This is a genomic window from Thorsellia kenyensis, from assembly GCF_042432445.1.
GTDB lineage: Bacteria > Pseudomonadota > Gammaproteobacteria > Enterobacterales > Thorselliaceae > Thorsellia > Thorsellia kenyensis.
The window spans coordinates 50,008-66,962 of sequence record NZ_JBHLXE010000052.1 but is presented as its reverse complement, the minus strand read 5'-3'; the positions used below and the strand labels follow the sequence as shown (position 1 = coordinate 66,962).

The following is a 16,955-nucleotide window of genomic DNA, read 5'->3' as shown; positions in this document are numbered from 1 at the left end:
AAACAAACGGTGTAGCTTAGTATGTAAAAATTATAAATAACTAACAACTATCTTGACAAGTTCCGTGAGGTAGGTTGCATAGAAGAGACCTATCACCTCACATCATCTAAAAGCTCTGGCGCTAGAAGCAACAGTTTCACCAATTAACTCTAATAGTTTAATGCGCGTTGATGTTTCGGTGAATTGTACTCTCCCGAAATCAACGTATTGAACTTTTTTGAAAGCACTAACAACGCAGCACTTTCTGCCAATGCTTTATTCTTCCTTTTAAAATCGGCTTCTAGTGCCTTGTTCTTGTCCTTAAGTGTTTTTAATTCAGTAGTTTGTGCATTACTGTTTTTCTTTTCAGAACTCTCAATAAACTCCCTTTTCCAAGACTTTAATTGATGTTCAAAAAAATATCCTACATACGGCACCATTGGCTGAGTTCTTCGCCAGTTAAAGCATGGGATTCTGCAATGGCTAATAATTTTTCTTGAGCTGACTAGTGTTTACTATCAGAAGAGAGTTGATTTAATTGTTCTCTATGATTTTTAAGCTAAGCATCTAAAGATGCTTTTGGATATATTGAGTTCTTTAGCTATATCTTTCAGAGAACAATCTCCTCGGATATTAGCTAATTTAATTGCATTCATTTTAAATTCATCTGAAAATTTTGGGTTAGCCATTTTTCTAAATCTCCTATTATTTAATGATAGTGTACTATAAAATTATTAAAAACTATCCTAATTCATAGGGCTGCTTATGGTCTAATTAACTTGCCAGTATTAGAAGAAATTAATTGCCAAATTCAAATTGGTGTGCGTATTTTGCCTATTGCAGTTGGCAACATCGCCTAAAATTAGGGCTTTAATGATGCTGCTCTAATATTCTAGACGTATCTTTGTCAAGTTTATGCTGAATATGCAATTTGACAGTTTTGTACGAGTTCATATTTAAGCCGTTATTGGATGGGGAGGGGACCCTAAAACCGTATTGTGCGACAATTTAAAAAGTGCGGTTATCGGACGGCATAAAAACTTGAACACCTTTAATGAGGTGTACTTTAAATTTGCCCAGTATTACAACTTCTCAATGATTTTTTATTGCTATCTATGGTAAGAAATGATTCCCTAGAACATACATAGCCAATAAAAGACGCCAATTATAAGTTGTTATCTAAAAGGTTGAATTTTGCGCCAATCCATTCACATTGATTGAATATATAAGGATTTAAAATAACACGGCGAAAAAGTAACTTACGGGTCAAATATGAAGCATTTATCTCGTTACATACTTTATCAAAGTTTTGAATAATAACTCGTATCAGATCAATTATTATTTCTTCACCTTGAGTTTTTGTAATATTAAAATCTTCACATGTGGATAGGCATAAAGCTAATAAAGATAAATTACTATTTTCATCAAGCTTCATTCCATGACTAGCCTCTCCTCCCATTCTGTTTTGAGGGCAAATATCATAGGCAGGAGTCAAAGTTATCTTGTCATTTTCAATAAAAAAAGCATGATTTCTTGCATGATCATCTGTATTTCCTATCAATACGTTAAAAACCATGCGTTTAAATAGTTCGATACTATCAGCTAAAAAATTCACGCCATTTTTTTTTATTTGTCGAACAAGCGTTATGTAGGAGGCTTCTCTAGCCCAATTTTCATCTAAATTGAGCACTGTCAATCCTGATACAATAGGACGACGATACCAACTAGTATTTTTATAAGATCTATCAAAACGCTCAACTAATAAAACATCTTTACCTAATGACTTAGCATATCGTGTATTAGCCACACTTATGCCTGCGATTGAAGCTAATTGCATGGCAATATATTCAGATTTAACTATGTCATAACTATCATTTGACGCTGAAAACTTTGCGATATATTTTTTATTCCCATCATTTATCATTGCTTTAGGCCTCGCACCTCCGAGTGAGGTACCATGCATCAGTGCATTATCTAAATCGGGTGTTATCTTCTCACCAGCTGAAATAATATCAGCAGCTCGCAGTAATTCATCTAAAGTTGAACCATCAGCTTCTCTTGATTTGTAATTTGTCGATGATTCCTGAAAGTCTAATGCACCAATTCTATCAGATGCAGAATTTAGCAAATAGGTTATCTCATCTAGATAGCCATTGTAATCTCGTCCCATCAGTTGACTATTGATAACACGCCTACCCCAAGCATCAGGAGCAGCATCACGTAAACATGAAAAAATAGACATTCCATTTTTTGGATACTGAATTCCTTGCTTAAGTGGCAATTCATCTATATATATAGATTCAGCATCTTTTCTTCGCAAGTAGGATGCACCATAAGTAAAGACTTGATTCCCTAGTTCGTCTATATTGAGTCGACCACAAATTACTGGCGTCGGCTGAGTACTAATCCATTTCCAGACATAACACATTCGATTAGAAATTATCATCAACAATCTCCTTCTTAGATAATACACGAGTCGGTAAAAGTGTATCAATTTTTTCAATCAAACGCTTTTGTGCCGAAAATCGTTGTGGATCAGCTTCAAATAATGGCACATCTAAAATCCACGCTGTTTCGAAATATATACCTATTTTAACCGTTGAATCTCCCTTCAAAATTTTGAGCATTGTGGGCTTAGATGTATTCACTCTTGCACACAAATCTTCTATTGTGAATTGTTTTTCTTTTCTTGCGATATTGAGTAGTGTCGCAAAATGTTGTAATGCGGCAGCAGGAATCGTACTTACTCTATGTTTTTTTACGCTCATAAGTTAATTACACTCCAATTTTATCATATTTAGTTAATTATAGTTTACTTTAATAGGATTAAAGTTAATTTAATTTTACATTAATAATTTTATCTTGCAAGTTCTACTAATATGAGACACCAAAACAAAGTTAAATTAAATTAACTTATAAATATTAAAAGTAAATTTAATTTTACTTTTGTTCCTGCATTTAAATCATTCTATCCACTTTTCCAAGAGGCGATCTCTAGTCAGAATTCCTGAAACGTCTCACAAAATTTCCGTTTAACATTTAACGAATCGAGGTAATTCACAATCAACAGTATAAGGTGAAAATAATACAGATGATGGTCTTACTCTAAGCACTGTAAATACAATTAAAGGGGTAGAAAAGGATGTTGTATTTTTGATAGGTATTTGCTAAGGGTTTTCCTGATTATAGTGTAATAATGTAATACTTCCCATTTTTAGCTCTTATTATTTTTAGGGGGGATTACAAGTCATGCACCGTTACAGCTTGCAAGCGAACGGCGTGCTGTGTGTCGTAATGTTGTCTGGTCTGCTGGCTTCAATTGTTTTGCCAATCTTGTTCTTTCCATCAATTATGCTGGTTTCAATCCTCATACTTGGGTTTGCAATCAAGCATCTTCAAAAACGGGTGAAACTGAATCCCACATCAAAAAACATCTCTCTATATTTTTGAGTTTATTCAAGCGGTAGAGGGATGTTTTCATTCTATCCAATAAGAATTAAATCCGTCTATAACTATTCCTAAATTAAAGTTCAACGTTGACAGCAAATTCAATTAATTTAGTTTTATTATAATACGTAGCATTTTTATTAAAAGGAAGTTCTAATCGTAAGCGGTAGATTTTATCGCAAATAAATCAACTAAATGAATGAGGATATTACTTTGAAATATATGAAATATTTTATTAGCATGTTGGTAGGTATAGGTGTATTTTTTACCTGGTATTATTTATACCACTTGAATAGATTAGATCTATTTTATTTGGCTATTGTTAGTAATCCTATCGATTTATTGTGGCTTGTTATTGCATCAGTGATTTTTTTCTTGTTAATTTGTTTGATATTATTTATGCCTAGTATCATTTATTATTCTTTTATTCAGATAAATACATCAATGGTTAAAAAAGGATATTTAAAAAAAATATACAACTATTTTTTTTGGTTAGGCTTTTCTACACTTCTATTTTTAAGTATTTATTTATTTCATCCGTATCAAATTTTTATATGGATAGCATATGCATTTATGCCTATTGTTGTTGCAATTATTCTTTATTTAAAGCTAAAAATAAAAAAGGATAGATTTAAAAATTTCGTGATTTTTTGTTTTTTGATGGTAAGCATTAATCTAACATTTCTATTTCCATTTTTTATATACATTAGTGATGCTGCTCGCTCCAATGAAGAAGTGGATTCTTGTAATATGTTATTTTTTTTGGGAATTATGCTCTTTCTTTTATTCGTTTCACTTGTTCCGGTGATGGTGTTTGAATCAAACTATCCAGAAAATCCAGAAAATCCAGAAAATCCAGAAAATCCAGAAAATCCAGAAAATCCAGAAAATCCAGAAAATCCAGAAAATCCAGAAAATCCAGAAAATCCTGAAAATCTTGCTTTAAGAATGATTAAATGGAAAAAAGGTGTGATTAGTTTATTTCTTGTACTTTTTTTCGGAATGATGATTGTTTTATTGCTAGGCAAAGGCCGTCAAATCAACTTTAAAGCCCTTACTGCTCTAGGCATGGTACAAGCAGATGTTAGACAATATAAAATTAATCGTGAAAACTATTTACCAACCATGTTTGATCAGACCATTTGGGGAAAAGGTTTTAAGGTTGATGAAAAATTTATCTATGTTAATGCAATCCGCCTATTTCGACTTAATGGTACGAACTTGATATGCCCGCCTTTGATTGAAAAATACTTAGACGAAGTTAAAGGTACTGATAACGGCATTCGCGGTGGAATGCACGACAGTACAAATCAAATTCGACAATACACCCATTTATGTTTGGTGATTAATGACTCGGAAATTGCTTTATGGCCTTATCCGCGCGATATTAAAATGTCACATACCATAAATTCACAATAACTATTTGTGTAATGAACATAGGATAACCTGTATTGGATTATCCTATATTTTGTTATTGATGGTGACTGCCTCTAACTGATTCGTTTAATGCATGTGTAAACATCTGCACAAAAAATGCATTTAACTCAGCCTCGATACTCTTCATATTCATGCATCATTCCATCTTTTTAACCCTACAGGAGAAGAGATGAAACTGATCGACATACCACAGCATATTGATGAACCCCCACATTTTTTATTTTGGAGTGCCGATGAAGTCGCACCGCTTTTCATTGGAATAGTATTTGGAATTTTAACCGGCCAAGCTCTCACATTAACCGTGATCGGTTTTTTGATAACAAAAGTCTATCGACGTTATCGCGATGGGCGACCTGATGGATACCTATTACATGCTATCTTGATAAGTTCCGTTGTTTCATGAGTATCAAGCTGGGATCATTGAACATGTTGCAGGGACGCTCAATTTGAGCAGCTGTGGTGAAGGATGCTTGGAAGTCTGGATAGGACAAATAGGCAATGATTACTGGTAAGGCAATTGCACTATTTTTGAACAAGGTATCACCGTTAAAGTCGTTAATTCCGATACCATAACGAAGACGGGACTTGCATTTTTAGTAATTCACTGTTTTAATTGTATTAAATAATAGAGGCGTATGTTGTACCAACAAATATACCAACAAATAATTTGCTTGGAAAATGTTTAAACAAAGCTTAGTGTTAATTAGTTCTTACCAGATAAAAGCATAAAGACAATCACTAAAATTATCAAACAGAGCATAACTTCAATCAATTGAGGATTATACTTATAGGCGCATGCTGAACAATTAAACCTTTGGATTGCCATAGATATTAAAAATCTCGGATTCGTATAATAATGTTGCTTAGCATAATATTCAGGAGGGGATTAAATTTTTGTCAGCTTTTGTAAGTAAAAACCATGCGAAATTACCCTCGTGCTAAATTTAATATGACCGATTCTCTAAAATTAATATCAAATACAGCTTTCATCATTTTTGCTGTCATCGGTGCTTCCTTTTTCTTTTCAAGAAGAGGGGTTACTCGTAATAAATTGAGTGTAACTCTTCTCAGTGAAGCTAAATTTTTTGCTGCAATTCTATCATGAACAGCGCTCTGATCTTCTTTAAGTGTCACGTCTAATACCCAGTGTAACTTATTTTCTATACCCCAGTGCTGACGAACTATTTTAAGAGCTTCCTCTGCTGTTATTTCACTTGTGCAGACATAATAAGATGTTGAATAAGTTCCTATTTTACCTTTTACTTGTCGATCTCTGACGATTGCGATCGCTGTATTAAGATGAGGCCATTTCTTCAATAATTTATCATTTAACTTAATCGGTAAAACGTATGCATCACGCTGTTCATTTCTCCCATGTTCTGTACTTTCTTCTTTTGCCGCGCCTTGCTCTGATTCAGGTAGTGACCAAAGATCTTGAAATTGTGCATCAATAGATTCATGCAATTTACCTTGATTTGCTTTAACCTGAATCAGTGCTGTTGCTTTTTGTTTGACTAGGGTATTAATTGTTTCACTTTGGCAGTGTAATGCATCTAAAGTAATCACACATTCTTTTAAATTCAATGTGTTCAAAACATTTCTTACCATCTCAATTTCTTGACCTTTTCCAAGGCCCATTTCGGTACTCATTGTAATACCAAGGCCGATATCTTGTACCGATACAACATTAAGAACTTCACCAGTGTGAGCTTGTAAACCTCTTACATCTTTACCGTCAATAGCAATAATTCTTTTTAAATTAACGAATGTATTTTCTGGAGTGCTACCATCATTATTGTTATTATTATCAGTTGATTGTTGCTGTTCTTCTAGCATGTTAGATTGATAGCTTTTGGCCTAATTAATTAATAATTCATTCAATGATTCAGGCTTTATCAACCTGATTATTCTAGCAATATTATGCCGTGTAGGTATTCCATTTGCATAAGGGAAAAATTTTCTAACCCAGTCCAAATTTGCATCACCGAAACGAGTTATCGAGTGCCAATTATTATAGCCACATATAAAAGAGGAAATGACTAAAAAAGCAATTTCTGCGACAGGGTATTTTTGGTTAATGGTCGATCTTGTTTCTTCAATATTGTCAAAAAGATTTGTAATTTCCATGAAATTTCCTAAGTAAAGTTATCTACTCATTAGATCTGGAAAATACCTAAATGTCAACAGATATCATTTCGCTTTTTTATCATTAACTTAAAGTTTAATCCCCCCCTGGCATAATATTAATTTTTTCCTTGCTGTTGGCTTTGTACGGTTAAACAAATTTTATTAAACCCTCCTGCAATAAGCTTTACATAGTGTTATATTTAGACTCAAATCTGCCTATTAAGCATGATACCATGGCTAACTTATTTTTATAAAATACCTATATAGGTATCATTCATTAGTACTCAAGGCATAGTCTAGCAATAACAGACATAAGTGGAAAAATTAGTAGTTAAGCAGTTCTCATTTGAATTCACCTGATTCGAGTATGCGATCGAATGGGTGCAGTTGATCATTAGTTTTTAACCCCAAATATAAAAATTCAAAACTTTTTTTAGGTAGTGACTTATACCTAGCTATTAAATTCATATTATTCAATTTAGTTTTATTTAAAACACAATGCCTTTTAAACTTGCTAGGATTTCTGTTAGGAGATGCTAATAAATTGTAAATTTCCTGACATTCCTCTTCATTAGAAAGTATATCTAATATTTTATTCTTGTGCTGATTGCCTATAGAAGTTGTAGTTCCAAAAAAAGCATTATCTCCAACATCTTTACCGTGTACGACTTCAATATTATTACTGTTAAGGGTAGGTATTAATTGCAATAATGTATTTTTAATATTATCTATCCCTTGCTGAGTATATAAAATACAATATATATTAATTTTTTTGATTAAAGTAGCATTCTTTTTGAAGTGTTCTCTCTTATCTGCAGTTATATCGAAATGATTTTTATTATTATTTCCATCACTGAAATAAAATTTCATTGCATCACAAATTTGGGATCCACTTATTATAACATCAACAGCTAATGATAATTCATCGGATTTGATTAAGTCAATTGAATCTGGTGTTAAATATGCTAACTTTCTACTCAATTTTGTATTAGTGTGAAAGCATCTAATTGTGCCATTATGATCTTCAATTTTTTTAATCATCATTACATTTACATTATTTTTCACTAAATGAAGAACTTTATCGCAAAAATCATCAATTTCTCTTTTAGTCATATACTGATGCGAAGCTATCAATATCACAAATATTTCTCTGAATTTATGTGGAAATACATTGAGCCATCTACTGAGTATGTCTTTAGATTCATCAAGGGTAATTTGTTTGTGATGCATAATAACATTAATTGCTTGGTCAAATTCTGCAGAATATTCTATTGAATCTGTTTGATTTATTTTAATGCTATAAGTTTTAGGGTGTTTTAAATTTAAGCTGTTAAATTTTTTTTGTATGTACTGGTACATTTTCGATAGGTAGCTTGGTATTGGAATAATGTAAATAACGTCATTTTTAATACATTGGTAAATATGCGATGCAGAATTCACATGAAATGTGTTATTAATCGATAAATCATCAATTGCATTATTATGATAATTGATGATTTTGGAATTGCCGAAACTAAATTTTTGAGATGAATTTAAAATTAATTGTTCTGTTAAAGGTTTAATGGTGATTTGACATAAGCTAAACTCTTCAGTGCTTATAGGGGTATCTAATTCAGTTTTTTCTAATATTTTTTGGAATCCTTGTAAATATTCATTGATGATATTGTCAATATCCAAAGTTAAGTTGGGATAAACAGATTCTTTTGTTTTTTTGATAGGTGCAATAATTGAATCAATAAATAGATTGAGTGATGAATCATTTATAGACATATCAATATCGATTGAATATACATATAAGTTTTCATCTGAAGAATTTATATGATAAAATTTTTGGAATTCTTCAATTTTCTGCATAGACGTAATGTCTTTATTTATGCTCGAATAAAAGGCTGACGCTACACATAGATTAATAATATTATTAGAATATATATCGTCGCTTACATGTAATTTAGAAAATTGTTCAGCAAGTTGCTTTATAAATATTGTAATTTCAACACTGTCTGGGAGTTTAGAAATATATTTCTCATATATATCTATATTTTTGCTGGTGTTAAATTCTAAGTATTTTTTAAAAATTAATTCGACGAATTTATCTTTTGATGCTTCAACAAATGAAACTGAATGGTTATTTTCTTCAAATAAATAATACTTAGAGAAAAATAATTCGGAAGTAAATGGCGTAAGAGAATTTTTTCTTACTAATTTTGTATTGGTAAATATATTAGGAAAACCATTATTCTCAGCAATCTCAATTTCTTTGCTTAAAAAAGATATCAATTCATCTAATTTAAATTCGGAAATCACTTCTGAGACAGTATATAGTTCATTTGAGTCATAGCTTTCAATTTTTTCTGTATAACTATAATTAGGTAGTTTGTTATTTTTGCATCTGGTGGAAATGAAGGGTTTTCTAATCAATATTTCATTGCCACGCCTGAGCATAATTGTATTGTTATGGATTATATTACAATCGAACCACTCTCTCGTGCTAGGGAATAATTTTGTTTTATCTCTGTTGATTATCCAGTCATAAAAGAGCGATTCATTTTTAATTTTTTGCAAAAGGCTGTTTATGTTTTTTTCTAAGAGGTTATCTATTTCATTGAAATTCAATTCTATTACAGAGTCAGACAATGAAATTAACAACATTGAGTGGTAATTTTCAAAAACATGCTTTTCATCTGAAACTCCTCGAAATATTGTACCATCTACAATAGAAGACAAAATTACTTGATGTTTTTTAGGTTCTATACTGATTGACCGTACTTGGTGAATCCAATTGTAATCAATGTATGAAGTTATTTCAAACTCAAAATTATTGAATAATTGTGCGCAATACTTCCACATCATTTTTAATAAATCAAGAGAGTTGTTTATATTAGATAATGAGAAAAGGGATAACAAATAATAATATTTAATTGAATAAGTAATTCCTTCATTTATTGAATTGTCGATGCGGTCAAATTCTTTATTTTTCATATTGTTGCTGAAATATGAAAAAAATAAGGACGCTATTTTGTTTAATTGCATAGAAGTTATATTATCTGTTTTTGATAAGTTATATAATATATATATAAATTTGTATTTGTCATGTAAGTTATTAATCTCTGTGTTGATATAATCAAGAAAGTAATCTGTCGAGTGGGTATTTATTTGGTGAGGAAAAATACTCAAAGTATCAAGTATTATTTTAGGGGGGATTTTTACTTCATTTATATCCAATCCTACTAATAAATTCATTTGTATTAAATGTTCATTTACAATTTTAGAAGGTGTTAATTTATCAATTAATCTACTAAATAGATCTTTAATTTTTTCATTAAGAATTTTTTTTTCTTCAATAAAACTTATCGCTATTGATGTAAGGACTTCAGACTGTAATGAAGTGAATTTTTTTGTAGAGGCAAGATAAGGCCAGTTATCTTCATTAGAAAGTATATAGATAAATAAATTTTTGTACAAGCTTCCCCTACCAATCTTATTATTAATTATTTCAACAATTTGATTGTTTTTGAAAGGAGCTAAAAGTTCCACATCTTTTAAATGAGAGTAAATGAAAGAGTAATCTTCATGATTGAATTGGGAATTCATAAGGTTTATGAATTCATTAACGGCAAAATTTTTTTCTTCTTCTGTTGCAGTGAGAAAGTTATGGGAGATCTTATCGACAGAGTATTTTGATTGAGAACGGTATTCATTAAAATCAGGTAAAAAATCTTTCACTTTCTTTATTGATGTTTTGACTTTATTTAATTCAAGCCCTATAAAATTTAATTTGTCATTCAAATAATTCAATTGTTGAATTGCTTCATTTTCATTTCTGCAAATTATAAATATATCATCTACGTATCGTTGGTACAATATTATTGAACCGTCACTTAGCAATTCATCAAAACTAGAATCTATTTCTGCTAAATATAACTCTGCAAAAAAACGTGCGTATGCAGGTCCCTGAGGAAGACCTTTTTCAGAATTTGTGGTTTTTTTTGAAATATCTACACAAATAGATATGAGTTTTTTGTATTTTTCAATTGATACTGAATCTAATTCATTGATTTTATTACGTATGGTTTCTAAGGGGGAGTTATTAAGCAGTAGTCTTTTTAGGATATCATGGTTTATGTTATCATAAAATGAAGTAATGTCAGTTTTAATAATATAAAAATCGAAGTTACTTTTATTTTTTATAGAGGTAGAAATCTGAGATAAAAATTGTATCCAAAGGTATAACCATGGCTCAAATATATAGCCTTTTTTAAATCCTTTAACAATTCTATAACCAAATGAACTTGAGCTATTTGAAAAATCGAGAAAATAGTGCATTTGTTTCATAATAAGACTTGTCGTTATTCTTTCTAGGCAATCTAAACTAATTAGTTCTCTTTTTTTATCCTTTTCATGTCTTTCGTGAACATAATAGCTAATGTCACTGTTTGGGTATTCATCAATAAATTTATTCACAATTTGTAAGTATTCATCAGGAATTATTTGGTTTAGTTGGTTAAATATATTCCTTGATTGCGCTTCATCATTCTGAAAAAAGTATTTAATTTCGGCATTTCGAGTTATTTCAATGTCTGATTTACAAAAATCGAAGTATCCTTGGTTATAACCTATAACATGGACAAAAATACTATCAAGTAAATTAGCATTATCTCTGGTAAATCTCTCTTTTAAGCTCTCTTCTATCTGTTCTTTACTAGGAAAAAAGTATGATGAAAGATTATTTATCGCTTTATTTGTGGTGCTTGCATTATAATTTTTTTGTTTTTCTAATATTTGGATTAATATCATTTTGCCAATATTTGTATTATTAATATCATATACATTTAATAAAATACCTACTAGCAGTTTCCTTTCTTGATTATTTAAGTTCCCTTCAATGATTTTATTCTTTAATTTAGTGAGTGGTGGTTGTTTCTCCCAATGCTTTAAAAGTTCATCTAGATTTAACTTATTAATAATGATTCTTTTATATCTGTTAGTAAAATTTAAATCCTTTTCTCTTGATAGAAATAAATTTAATTTCTGTTCAATTTCCTCTAAAACAGTAGAATTATGTCTTTCTAAAATTTCATTTTGAGTTTTTATGAGTTCTGGTGATAGTGTATCTATCGAAACAATATTATTTAATTCTTTGTAGCTGTTTATAAAATATGAGTAATAACCTGATTTTTTATGCTTCGATAGTGGAAGTTTGACACATGCACCAACATTTGCACTTTTTTTGTTCGAACTTGGGAATAAATCTATTGCAATAAGATTGGAATTATAGTTTAGTCTTGCTTTTTGTAAAAGTAATGAGGCTAAGTCATAACTTACATTAAAAGGTATGGACTGTTTAAATGTAATCCAAATATGTATACCTCTATTACCTGAGTGTTCAATAAGATAGGGGATTTTATGCTGTTCTAAAAACTCACAGAAATTAGTTACAGTCAAAAATAATTCTTTTTTTGCATTTTCTCTGTTTTCATTTAGTTGTGATTTTAATATGTCAAAATCATAGCATATCCATTTAATGGTGTTATTTATATTTCTTTGATAAACAGCAATTGAATTTTTATTTTTAATAACGTCTAGTATTTTTTTGACTGAAACACTACCGGATTTTTTTAAATAAATACCATCATTTCTTTGTTCGGCATGAAATATTTGGTCAGTTGAAAATAATTTATAAATATTATTTGATAGCAATAGAAATAGATCCACTACATTGCTCCTCTTAAGTATTTTGTAATGTACTTTTATTTTATTAAAAATAGGGGAAATTTTTGATAACATATTTCTGCCTAGTAGGCATAAACGCTATTACTTTGTCCTTGATATTTATCGAAGATATGTAAGTATATCTCATCACAGGTTTGTGACCATAATTCATCATTATAAGGTTCAGGCAAATTATCTAACACTTCCGCAATAGTATTTTTAATTTTTGCTTTACTGCCTTGTTTTTTTCGCCAATCAATAACCAGAAATTGTTTTATTTTATTAGTTAAGTCTCTTGCAATTTTCTTTACTTGTTTGCGTTCTTTATCTGTTAGCGGAGCTCTTTGAACAATTAAATCGAATACAGCTAATTCCTCTTCAGTTAAACCTTCACGAACTGAGCGGTTTTCTTCTTTGTTTAATTTGATAATATAGTCTTTCAAGCGATTAAAAAATTCTTCTGCGGTATATGCCCCTAAATTATATTCTTCAATAAGTTCTTGAAATCTCTTTTGTAAATCTTGGCGAGTTTTATTTTTCAGCACCATTGGCTGTAATTTTCGTTCAATAAGGTTTTTAAGTTTTTCAGCATCTGACTGCTTTGGTTTTTCAATCTCAGCGACCATTTCAGCTAACGCATCAAAGTCTATATTGGCTATATTGACAGGTTCAGGTAAATTACTTTGTATTTTAATGGTTGAGATCGATTCATCTAGCAGTTCATTAACTTGGTTACGAACAACATCTAATACATCTTCGTCATCTACAGATAACCCTGATTTCAAGCACATTTGTGAATAGATAATATTGATAGCAATTCGGTAGGGTACATACTGATTCGCACTATCATCAGGCATGATTGCTTTAAAAATTCGATTTATTTGTCTTAAAAAAGATGTGAACTCTTGTTTATTTTGAGGGGCAAGCAGTATCTCACTGGCATTATCTAATAAGGATAGTTTGGCAAAATCATCTGCCTGGGCAAACACAATCTCTTTGAGGTCAATATCAACTCCTTTTAAGAAAATAATGAGTTGATTGATCGCTACGCCTAAAGCAACTACAAGTTCCGATTTATCTTTTGCAGGACTATCTATATTCTTTCCTGTACAAGCTTCTGAACCGCTACCATACAAGCCTAATGCTTGCTGTAACGCACTGAAAATATTTATGTAATCAACAACTTGCCCAGCAGATTTTCCTTCATAAACTCGGTTCGCTCGTGCGATAGTTTGCATTAGCGTGTGACTTTTCAAAGGCTTATCTAAGTACAGTGTAGAAACTGATGGCGCATCAAAGCCGGTTAACCACATTGCACAAACAAATACTATTCTTAACTTATCATCTGGATCTTTAAACTTCTCATCTAATTTTTCTTTTATAAAACGTTCTCGATGTAATTTGTAATTTAGCCCTTTTTTAGCAAGCCGAGCATCATCATTTTGCCCACCAGAAACAACAACGGCCATATCCGTTGTTTCCATATGCTCAATTTGAAATTGAAGTTTATGTAATCGACTGCCAGAAGCTTTTTTTGCCTGTGATTTAAAGCTCTGTAATTTTTCTTCCCAAGCAAGTTGAACCTTATCATACATCTTGATAGCCGTTGCTTTATCGATTGAAACAACCATCGCCTTACCCAACATACCATCAGTAAAAGGATCTCGATTTATATAATGTTCAACTAAATCTGTAGCTATTGTTTCTAATCGATCATCTCGTGTAATGATGTGATAGGCTTTGGAAAACTCATTTTCTAACCTAGCCTGCTGCTCATCAGTAAGATCTGCTTGATCAAGTAGATCTGCAATATCTTCGCCTAACGTATCACTCGATACCGAAACTTCGGGTACACGATTCTCGTAATAGAGCGGCAATGTTGCTCCATCATCCACAGCATCAGAAAAATTATAAATACTAATGTAATCACCGAATACTTCTTGTGTTTTTGCTTCTCCTGCTAATAAGGGAGTGCCCGTGAACGCTATAAATGAAGCATTAGGCATTGCGCTACGCATATTCATAGCCAATAAAGCATATTGGCTGCGATGTGCTTCATCTGTAATTACAATGATATCATCGCGCTCGGAAAGTAGAGGATAATCACCTTTCTCATCTCCCTTAAATTTTTGGATCAAGGTAAACACAAAACGGTGATCTGCACTTAGTAAAAGCTTAAGTTCAGCTCCCGTATCCGCTTGGCAGTTTTCAGTTACTATCCCAACAGAATTGAATGTCTTATATATCTGGTCATCCAGATCTGTTCTGTCTGTGACCAAAACAAAAGTCCAGTTGCCATTATATTTACGGAATGCCTTTTTGCAGAAAAAAACCATCGAAAAACTTTTACCACTGCCTTGAGTGTGCCAAAAAACCCCCAATTGCCCAGCCCTTTCTTTAACGCTACTCAGACCTGCTAATGCTTGATTTACACCTAGGTATTGATGATATTTAGCAATAATCTTTATGTTACGATTTGTTTTAACAAAGAGTGTAAAATTTTCAACGATATCTAATAGGCGGGTTGGTTCACAAACCCCACGTATGACAACCTCTAAGCTAACTCTTCGCTTTTCATTTTCACTTTCTATTTTCTTCCATTCTGCGAAGTGCTCCCATTGACTAGATATAGAACCCACTTTTGACTGTACACCATTCGAAAGAATAATAATTTGGTTGTAAACAAATAGTTGGGGGATAGTATTTTTGTAGTCAGATAGATTATTTTTATATGCTGTTAATAGGTTTTTATGGCTTGCTTTCAGTTCTATAAAAACAATTGGGAGTCCGTTTACGAAACCAATTAAATCAGGTCGACGAGTTTCAATTTCTCCAGTAATACTCATTTGACTACATAGCAAAAAGTCGTTATTGCTGGTATTTGACCAATCTACGAATTTAACAACACAGTCCTCTTCATCGTCAGCATTAGTTATATAGGTATAGCCATGAATTAATAAATTATAGACTTCTTCATTTGCGGCTACGGGAGTCATCGCGCTTCTATCACGTGCAATTTCATCAACAGCTTCCTGAATAACTGAATGATTGAGTTCAGGATTTAATCTTTGTAATGCTATATTTAACCTTGCAAATAACACTACATCATTGCGGGTTTCTCTGCCAAAAAATAACGGATTTTGAACTAGCCCACTATTTTTAGGAGAACCAAAAACCTCATCCCAACACGTTGCAGTTTCCCAACCTAATTCTGAGAAAAGGTTAATGGTTGGTTGTTCTACTAAAGCATCTTCAGAATAAGTCATTTTAACCTTCTATCTTATTCATTTGCATTGTTTACAGGCGTAACAACATCCGCATCTACCATTTCCTTTTTAATCAATGAAATAAATCGTTTATCATTAACAAGCTTAAGAAATAGATCAACATTGTTTTCATTGATTACGAACTGCCCGTTTCCATTATCGTTAAGATCAAAATTGTGTTCACTTATCGCACTCCTCATTAGCTCAATAAAATTCTTGTCTTCGAAATTCCTTTTTTGTTCTGTTGCTACCAAGCGACGAAGTAAGGTTTTGTTTGTACCTATTGCCAGTTTTAAGTCATCAACACTCGCAATAATACCGTTCTTATGAAATGCATCGACTAGTAAATCTCTTTTTGCTATTAAGCCTTCACGAATATTCAAACCAAGCTCATAATTTGCTTTATCTCTTATAAAGACATCTTCACCTACTGCGACAAAATCAATCGAATCTCTGAACGAAAATATGTTATCTATTTCAAGTTTTTTGAACTGTCCTTCGTTAAATATTACTCTTTTTATTTTTTTCGCAGATTTAAGCTTCCAGCCACCTTTTACTTTTGAAAATCCATAAAATTTATGTTCATCATTTTTAAATTCAAAGATCAACGCCCAGGCATCATTAAATTCTTCAATTTTTATAACAGGAGAGTTATCTGCGCCATTTTCAATTTTTTCAATAATTGTTGCAAAATCAGTATTCGCCTTACTGTCGATTAATGCTTGATCTTCATCTAGATCTGAAGTCAATACAGCATAGGTATACAAATTATTTATTGGTGATATGATTCCTCCATTACCATTGAAAAATGTTTTAAGAACATTTTTTAGATCTGTATCAAGTCCATCAATTTCCGCATAAAGTGCCCTATAAGTATTTTGACCGTTTCTGCTATTCTTCTTTATCACCCATAACCGGCATTCGAGTTCTTCAAACTTAGTTGCCTTAATTCGTTCTAAGAGTTTTAACTTTTTCTGCATGATAACCCCT

General features: G+C 31.5%; 11 protein-coding genes. 2 read left to right on the top strand and 9 right to left on the bottom strand.

Annotation, left to right across the window (positions count from 1 at the left end):
• Window positions 1–149: 149 nt before the first annotated feature.
• From ACFFIT_RS05455 to ACFFIT_RS05440, 4 genes are all read right to left on the bottom strand, one after another.
• The gene (locus ACFFIT_RS05455) at window positions 150–419 is read right to left on the bottom strand and encodes a transposase (RefSeq protein WP_385876640.1); all 270 of its coding nucleotides are present in this window, start codon (window positions 417–419) and stop codon (window positions 150–152) included.
• A gap of 114 nt (window positions 420–533) precedes the next feature.
• Window positions 534–668 carry a transposase gene (locus ACFFIT_RS05450; RefSeq protein WP_385876639.1) on the bottom strand — a complete coding sequence of 45 codons (135 nt, stop codon included), beginning with the start codon at window positions 666–668 and terminating at the stop codon, window positions 534–536.
• Window positions 669–1,144: 476 nt separating this feature from the next.
• Entirely contained in the window at window positions 1,145–2,425 is a 1,281-nt protein-coding gene (locus ACFFIT_RS05445) for a type II toxin-antitoxin system HipA family toxin (RefSeq protein ID WP_385876638.1), read from the bottom strand.
• On the bottom strand, window positions 2,412–2,747 hold the full coding sequence (locus tag ACFFIT_RS05440) for a hypothetical protein (protein WP_385876637.1): 336 nt from the start codon (window positions 2,745–2,747) through the stop codon (window positions 2,412–2,414). Before ACFFIT_RS05440 ends, ACFFIT_RS05445 begins: the two co-directional genes overlap by 14 nt.
• 892 nt (window positions 2,748–3,639) lie before the next feature.
• Here ACFFIT_RS05440 and ACFFIT_RS05435 point away from each other — a divergent pair.
• Together ACFFIT_RS05435 and traL are read left to right on the top strand one after the other, a co-directional pair.
• A complete protein-coding gene (locus tag ACFFIT_RS05435) occupies window positions 3,640–4,845 on the top strand; it encodes a hypothetical protein (protein WP_385876636.1) in 1,206 nt (401 codons plus the stop codon).
• A gap of 187 nt (window positions 4,846–5,032) precedes the next feature.
• Entirely contained in the window at window positions 5,033–5,266 is a 234-nt protein-coding gene (gene traL, locus ACFFIT_RS05430) for a type IV conjugative transfer system protein TraL (protein WP_385876635.1), read from the top strand.
• A 524-nt stretch (window positions 5,267–5,790) separates the two neighbouring features.
• Here traL and ACFFIT_RS05420 read toward each other — a convergent pair.
• The 5 genes from ACFFIT_RS05420 to ACFFIT_RS05400 all read right to left on the bottom strand — a co-directional run bounded on the left by ACFFIT_RS05420 (window position 5,791) and on the right by ACFFIT_RS05400 (window position 16,945).
• Window positions 5,791–6,699, bottom strand: a complete 909-nt coding sequence (locus ACFFIT_RS05420; RefSeq protein ID WP_385876634.1) for an ISAs1 family transposase — start codon at window positions 6,697–6,699, stop codon at window positions 5,791–5,793.
• A 21-nt stretch (window positions 6,700–6,720) separates the two neighbouring features.
• Window positions 6,721–6,990, bottom strand: a complete 270-nt coding sequence (locus ACFFIT_RS05415; protein WP_385876633.1) for a transposase family protein — start codon at window positions 6,988–6,990, stop codon at window positions 6,721–6,723.
• Between the two features lie 342 nt (window positions 6,991–7,332).
• A complete protein-coding gene (locus ACFFIT_RS05410; RefSeq protein WP_385876632.1) occupies window positions 7,333–12,774 on the bottom strand; it encodes an RNA-directed DNA polymerase in 5,442 nt (1,813 codons plus the stop codon).
• An 8-nt stretch (window positions 12,775–12,782) separates the two neighbouring features.
• Window positions 12,783–15,965, bottom strand: coding sequence for a type I restriction endonuclease subunit R (locus tag ACFFIT_RS05405; RefSeq protein ID WP_385876631.1), 3,183 nt, complete (start codon window positions 15,963–15,965; stop codon window positions 12,783–12,785).
• Between the two features lie 14 nt (window positions 15,966–15,979).
• Entirely contained in the window at window positions 15,980–16,945 is a 966-nt protein-coding gene (locus ACFFIT_RS05400; protein ID WP_385876630.1) for a Kiwa anti-phage protein KwaB-like domain-containing protein, read from the bottom strand.
• Between the last annotated feature and the right edge of the window lie 10 nt (window positions 16,946–16,955).

Bases quoted from the DNA above. Each gene is read 5' to 3' on its own strand.
- ACFFIT_RS05455 (WP_385876640.1), bottom strand. From the start codon at position 419: ATGGTGCCGTATGTAGGATATTTTTTTGAACATCAATTAAAGTCTTGG.
- ACFFIT_RS05450 (WP_385876639.1), bottom strand. From the start codon at position 668: ATGGCTAACCCAAAATTTTCAGATGAATTTAAAATGAATGCAATTAAA.
- ACFFIT_RS05445 (WP_385876638.1), bottom strand. From the start codon at position 2,425: ATGATAATTTCTAATCGAATGTGTTATGTCTGGAAATGGATTAGTACT.
- ACFFIT_RS05440 (WP_385876637.1), bottom strand. From the start codon at position 2,747: ATGAGCGTAAAAAAACATAGAGTAAGTACGATTCCTGCTGCCGCATTA.
- traL (WP_385876635.1), top strand. From the start codon at position 5,033: ATGAAACTGATCGACATACCACAGCATATTGATGAACCCCCACATTTT.
- ACFFIT_RS05420 (WP_385876634.1), bottom strand. From the start codon at position 6,699: ATGCTAGAAGAACAGCAACAATCAACTGATAATAATAACAATAATGAT.
- ACFFIT_RS05415 (WP_385876633.1), bottom strand. From the start codon at position 6,990: ATGGAAATTACAAATCTTTTTGACAATATTGAAGAAACAAGATCGACC.
- ACFFIT_RS05410 (WP_385876632.1), bottom strand. From the start codon at position 12,774: ATGTTATCAAAAATTTCCCCTATTTTTAATAAAATAAAAGTACATTAC.
- ACFFIT_RS05405 (WP_385876631.1), bottom strand. From the start codon at position 15,965: ATGACTTATTCTGAAGATGCTTTAGTAGAACAACCAACCATTAACCTT.
- ACFFIT_RS05400 (WP_385876630.1), bottom strand. From the start codon at position 16,945: ATGCAGAAAAAGTTAAAACTCTTAGAACGAATTAAGGCAACTAAGTTT.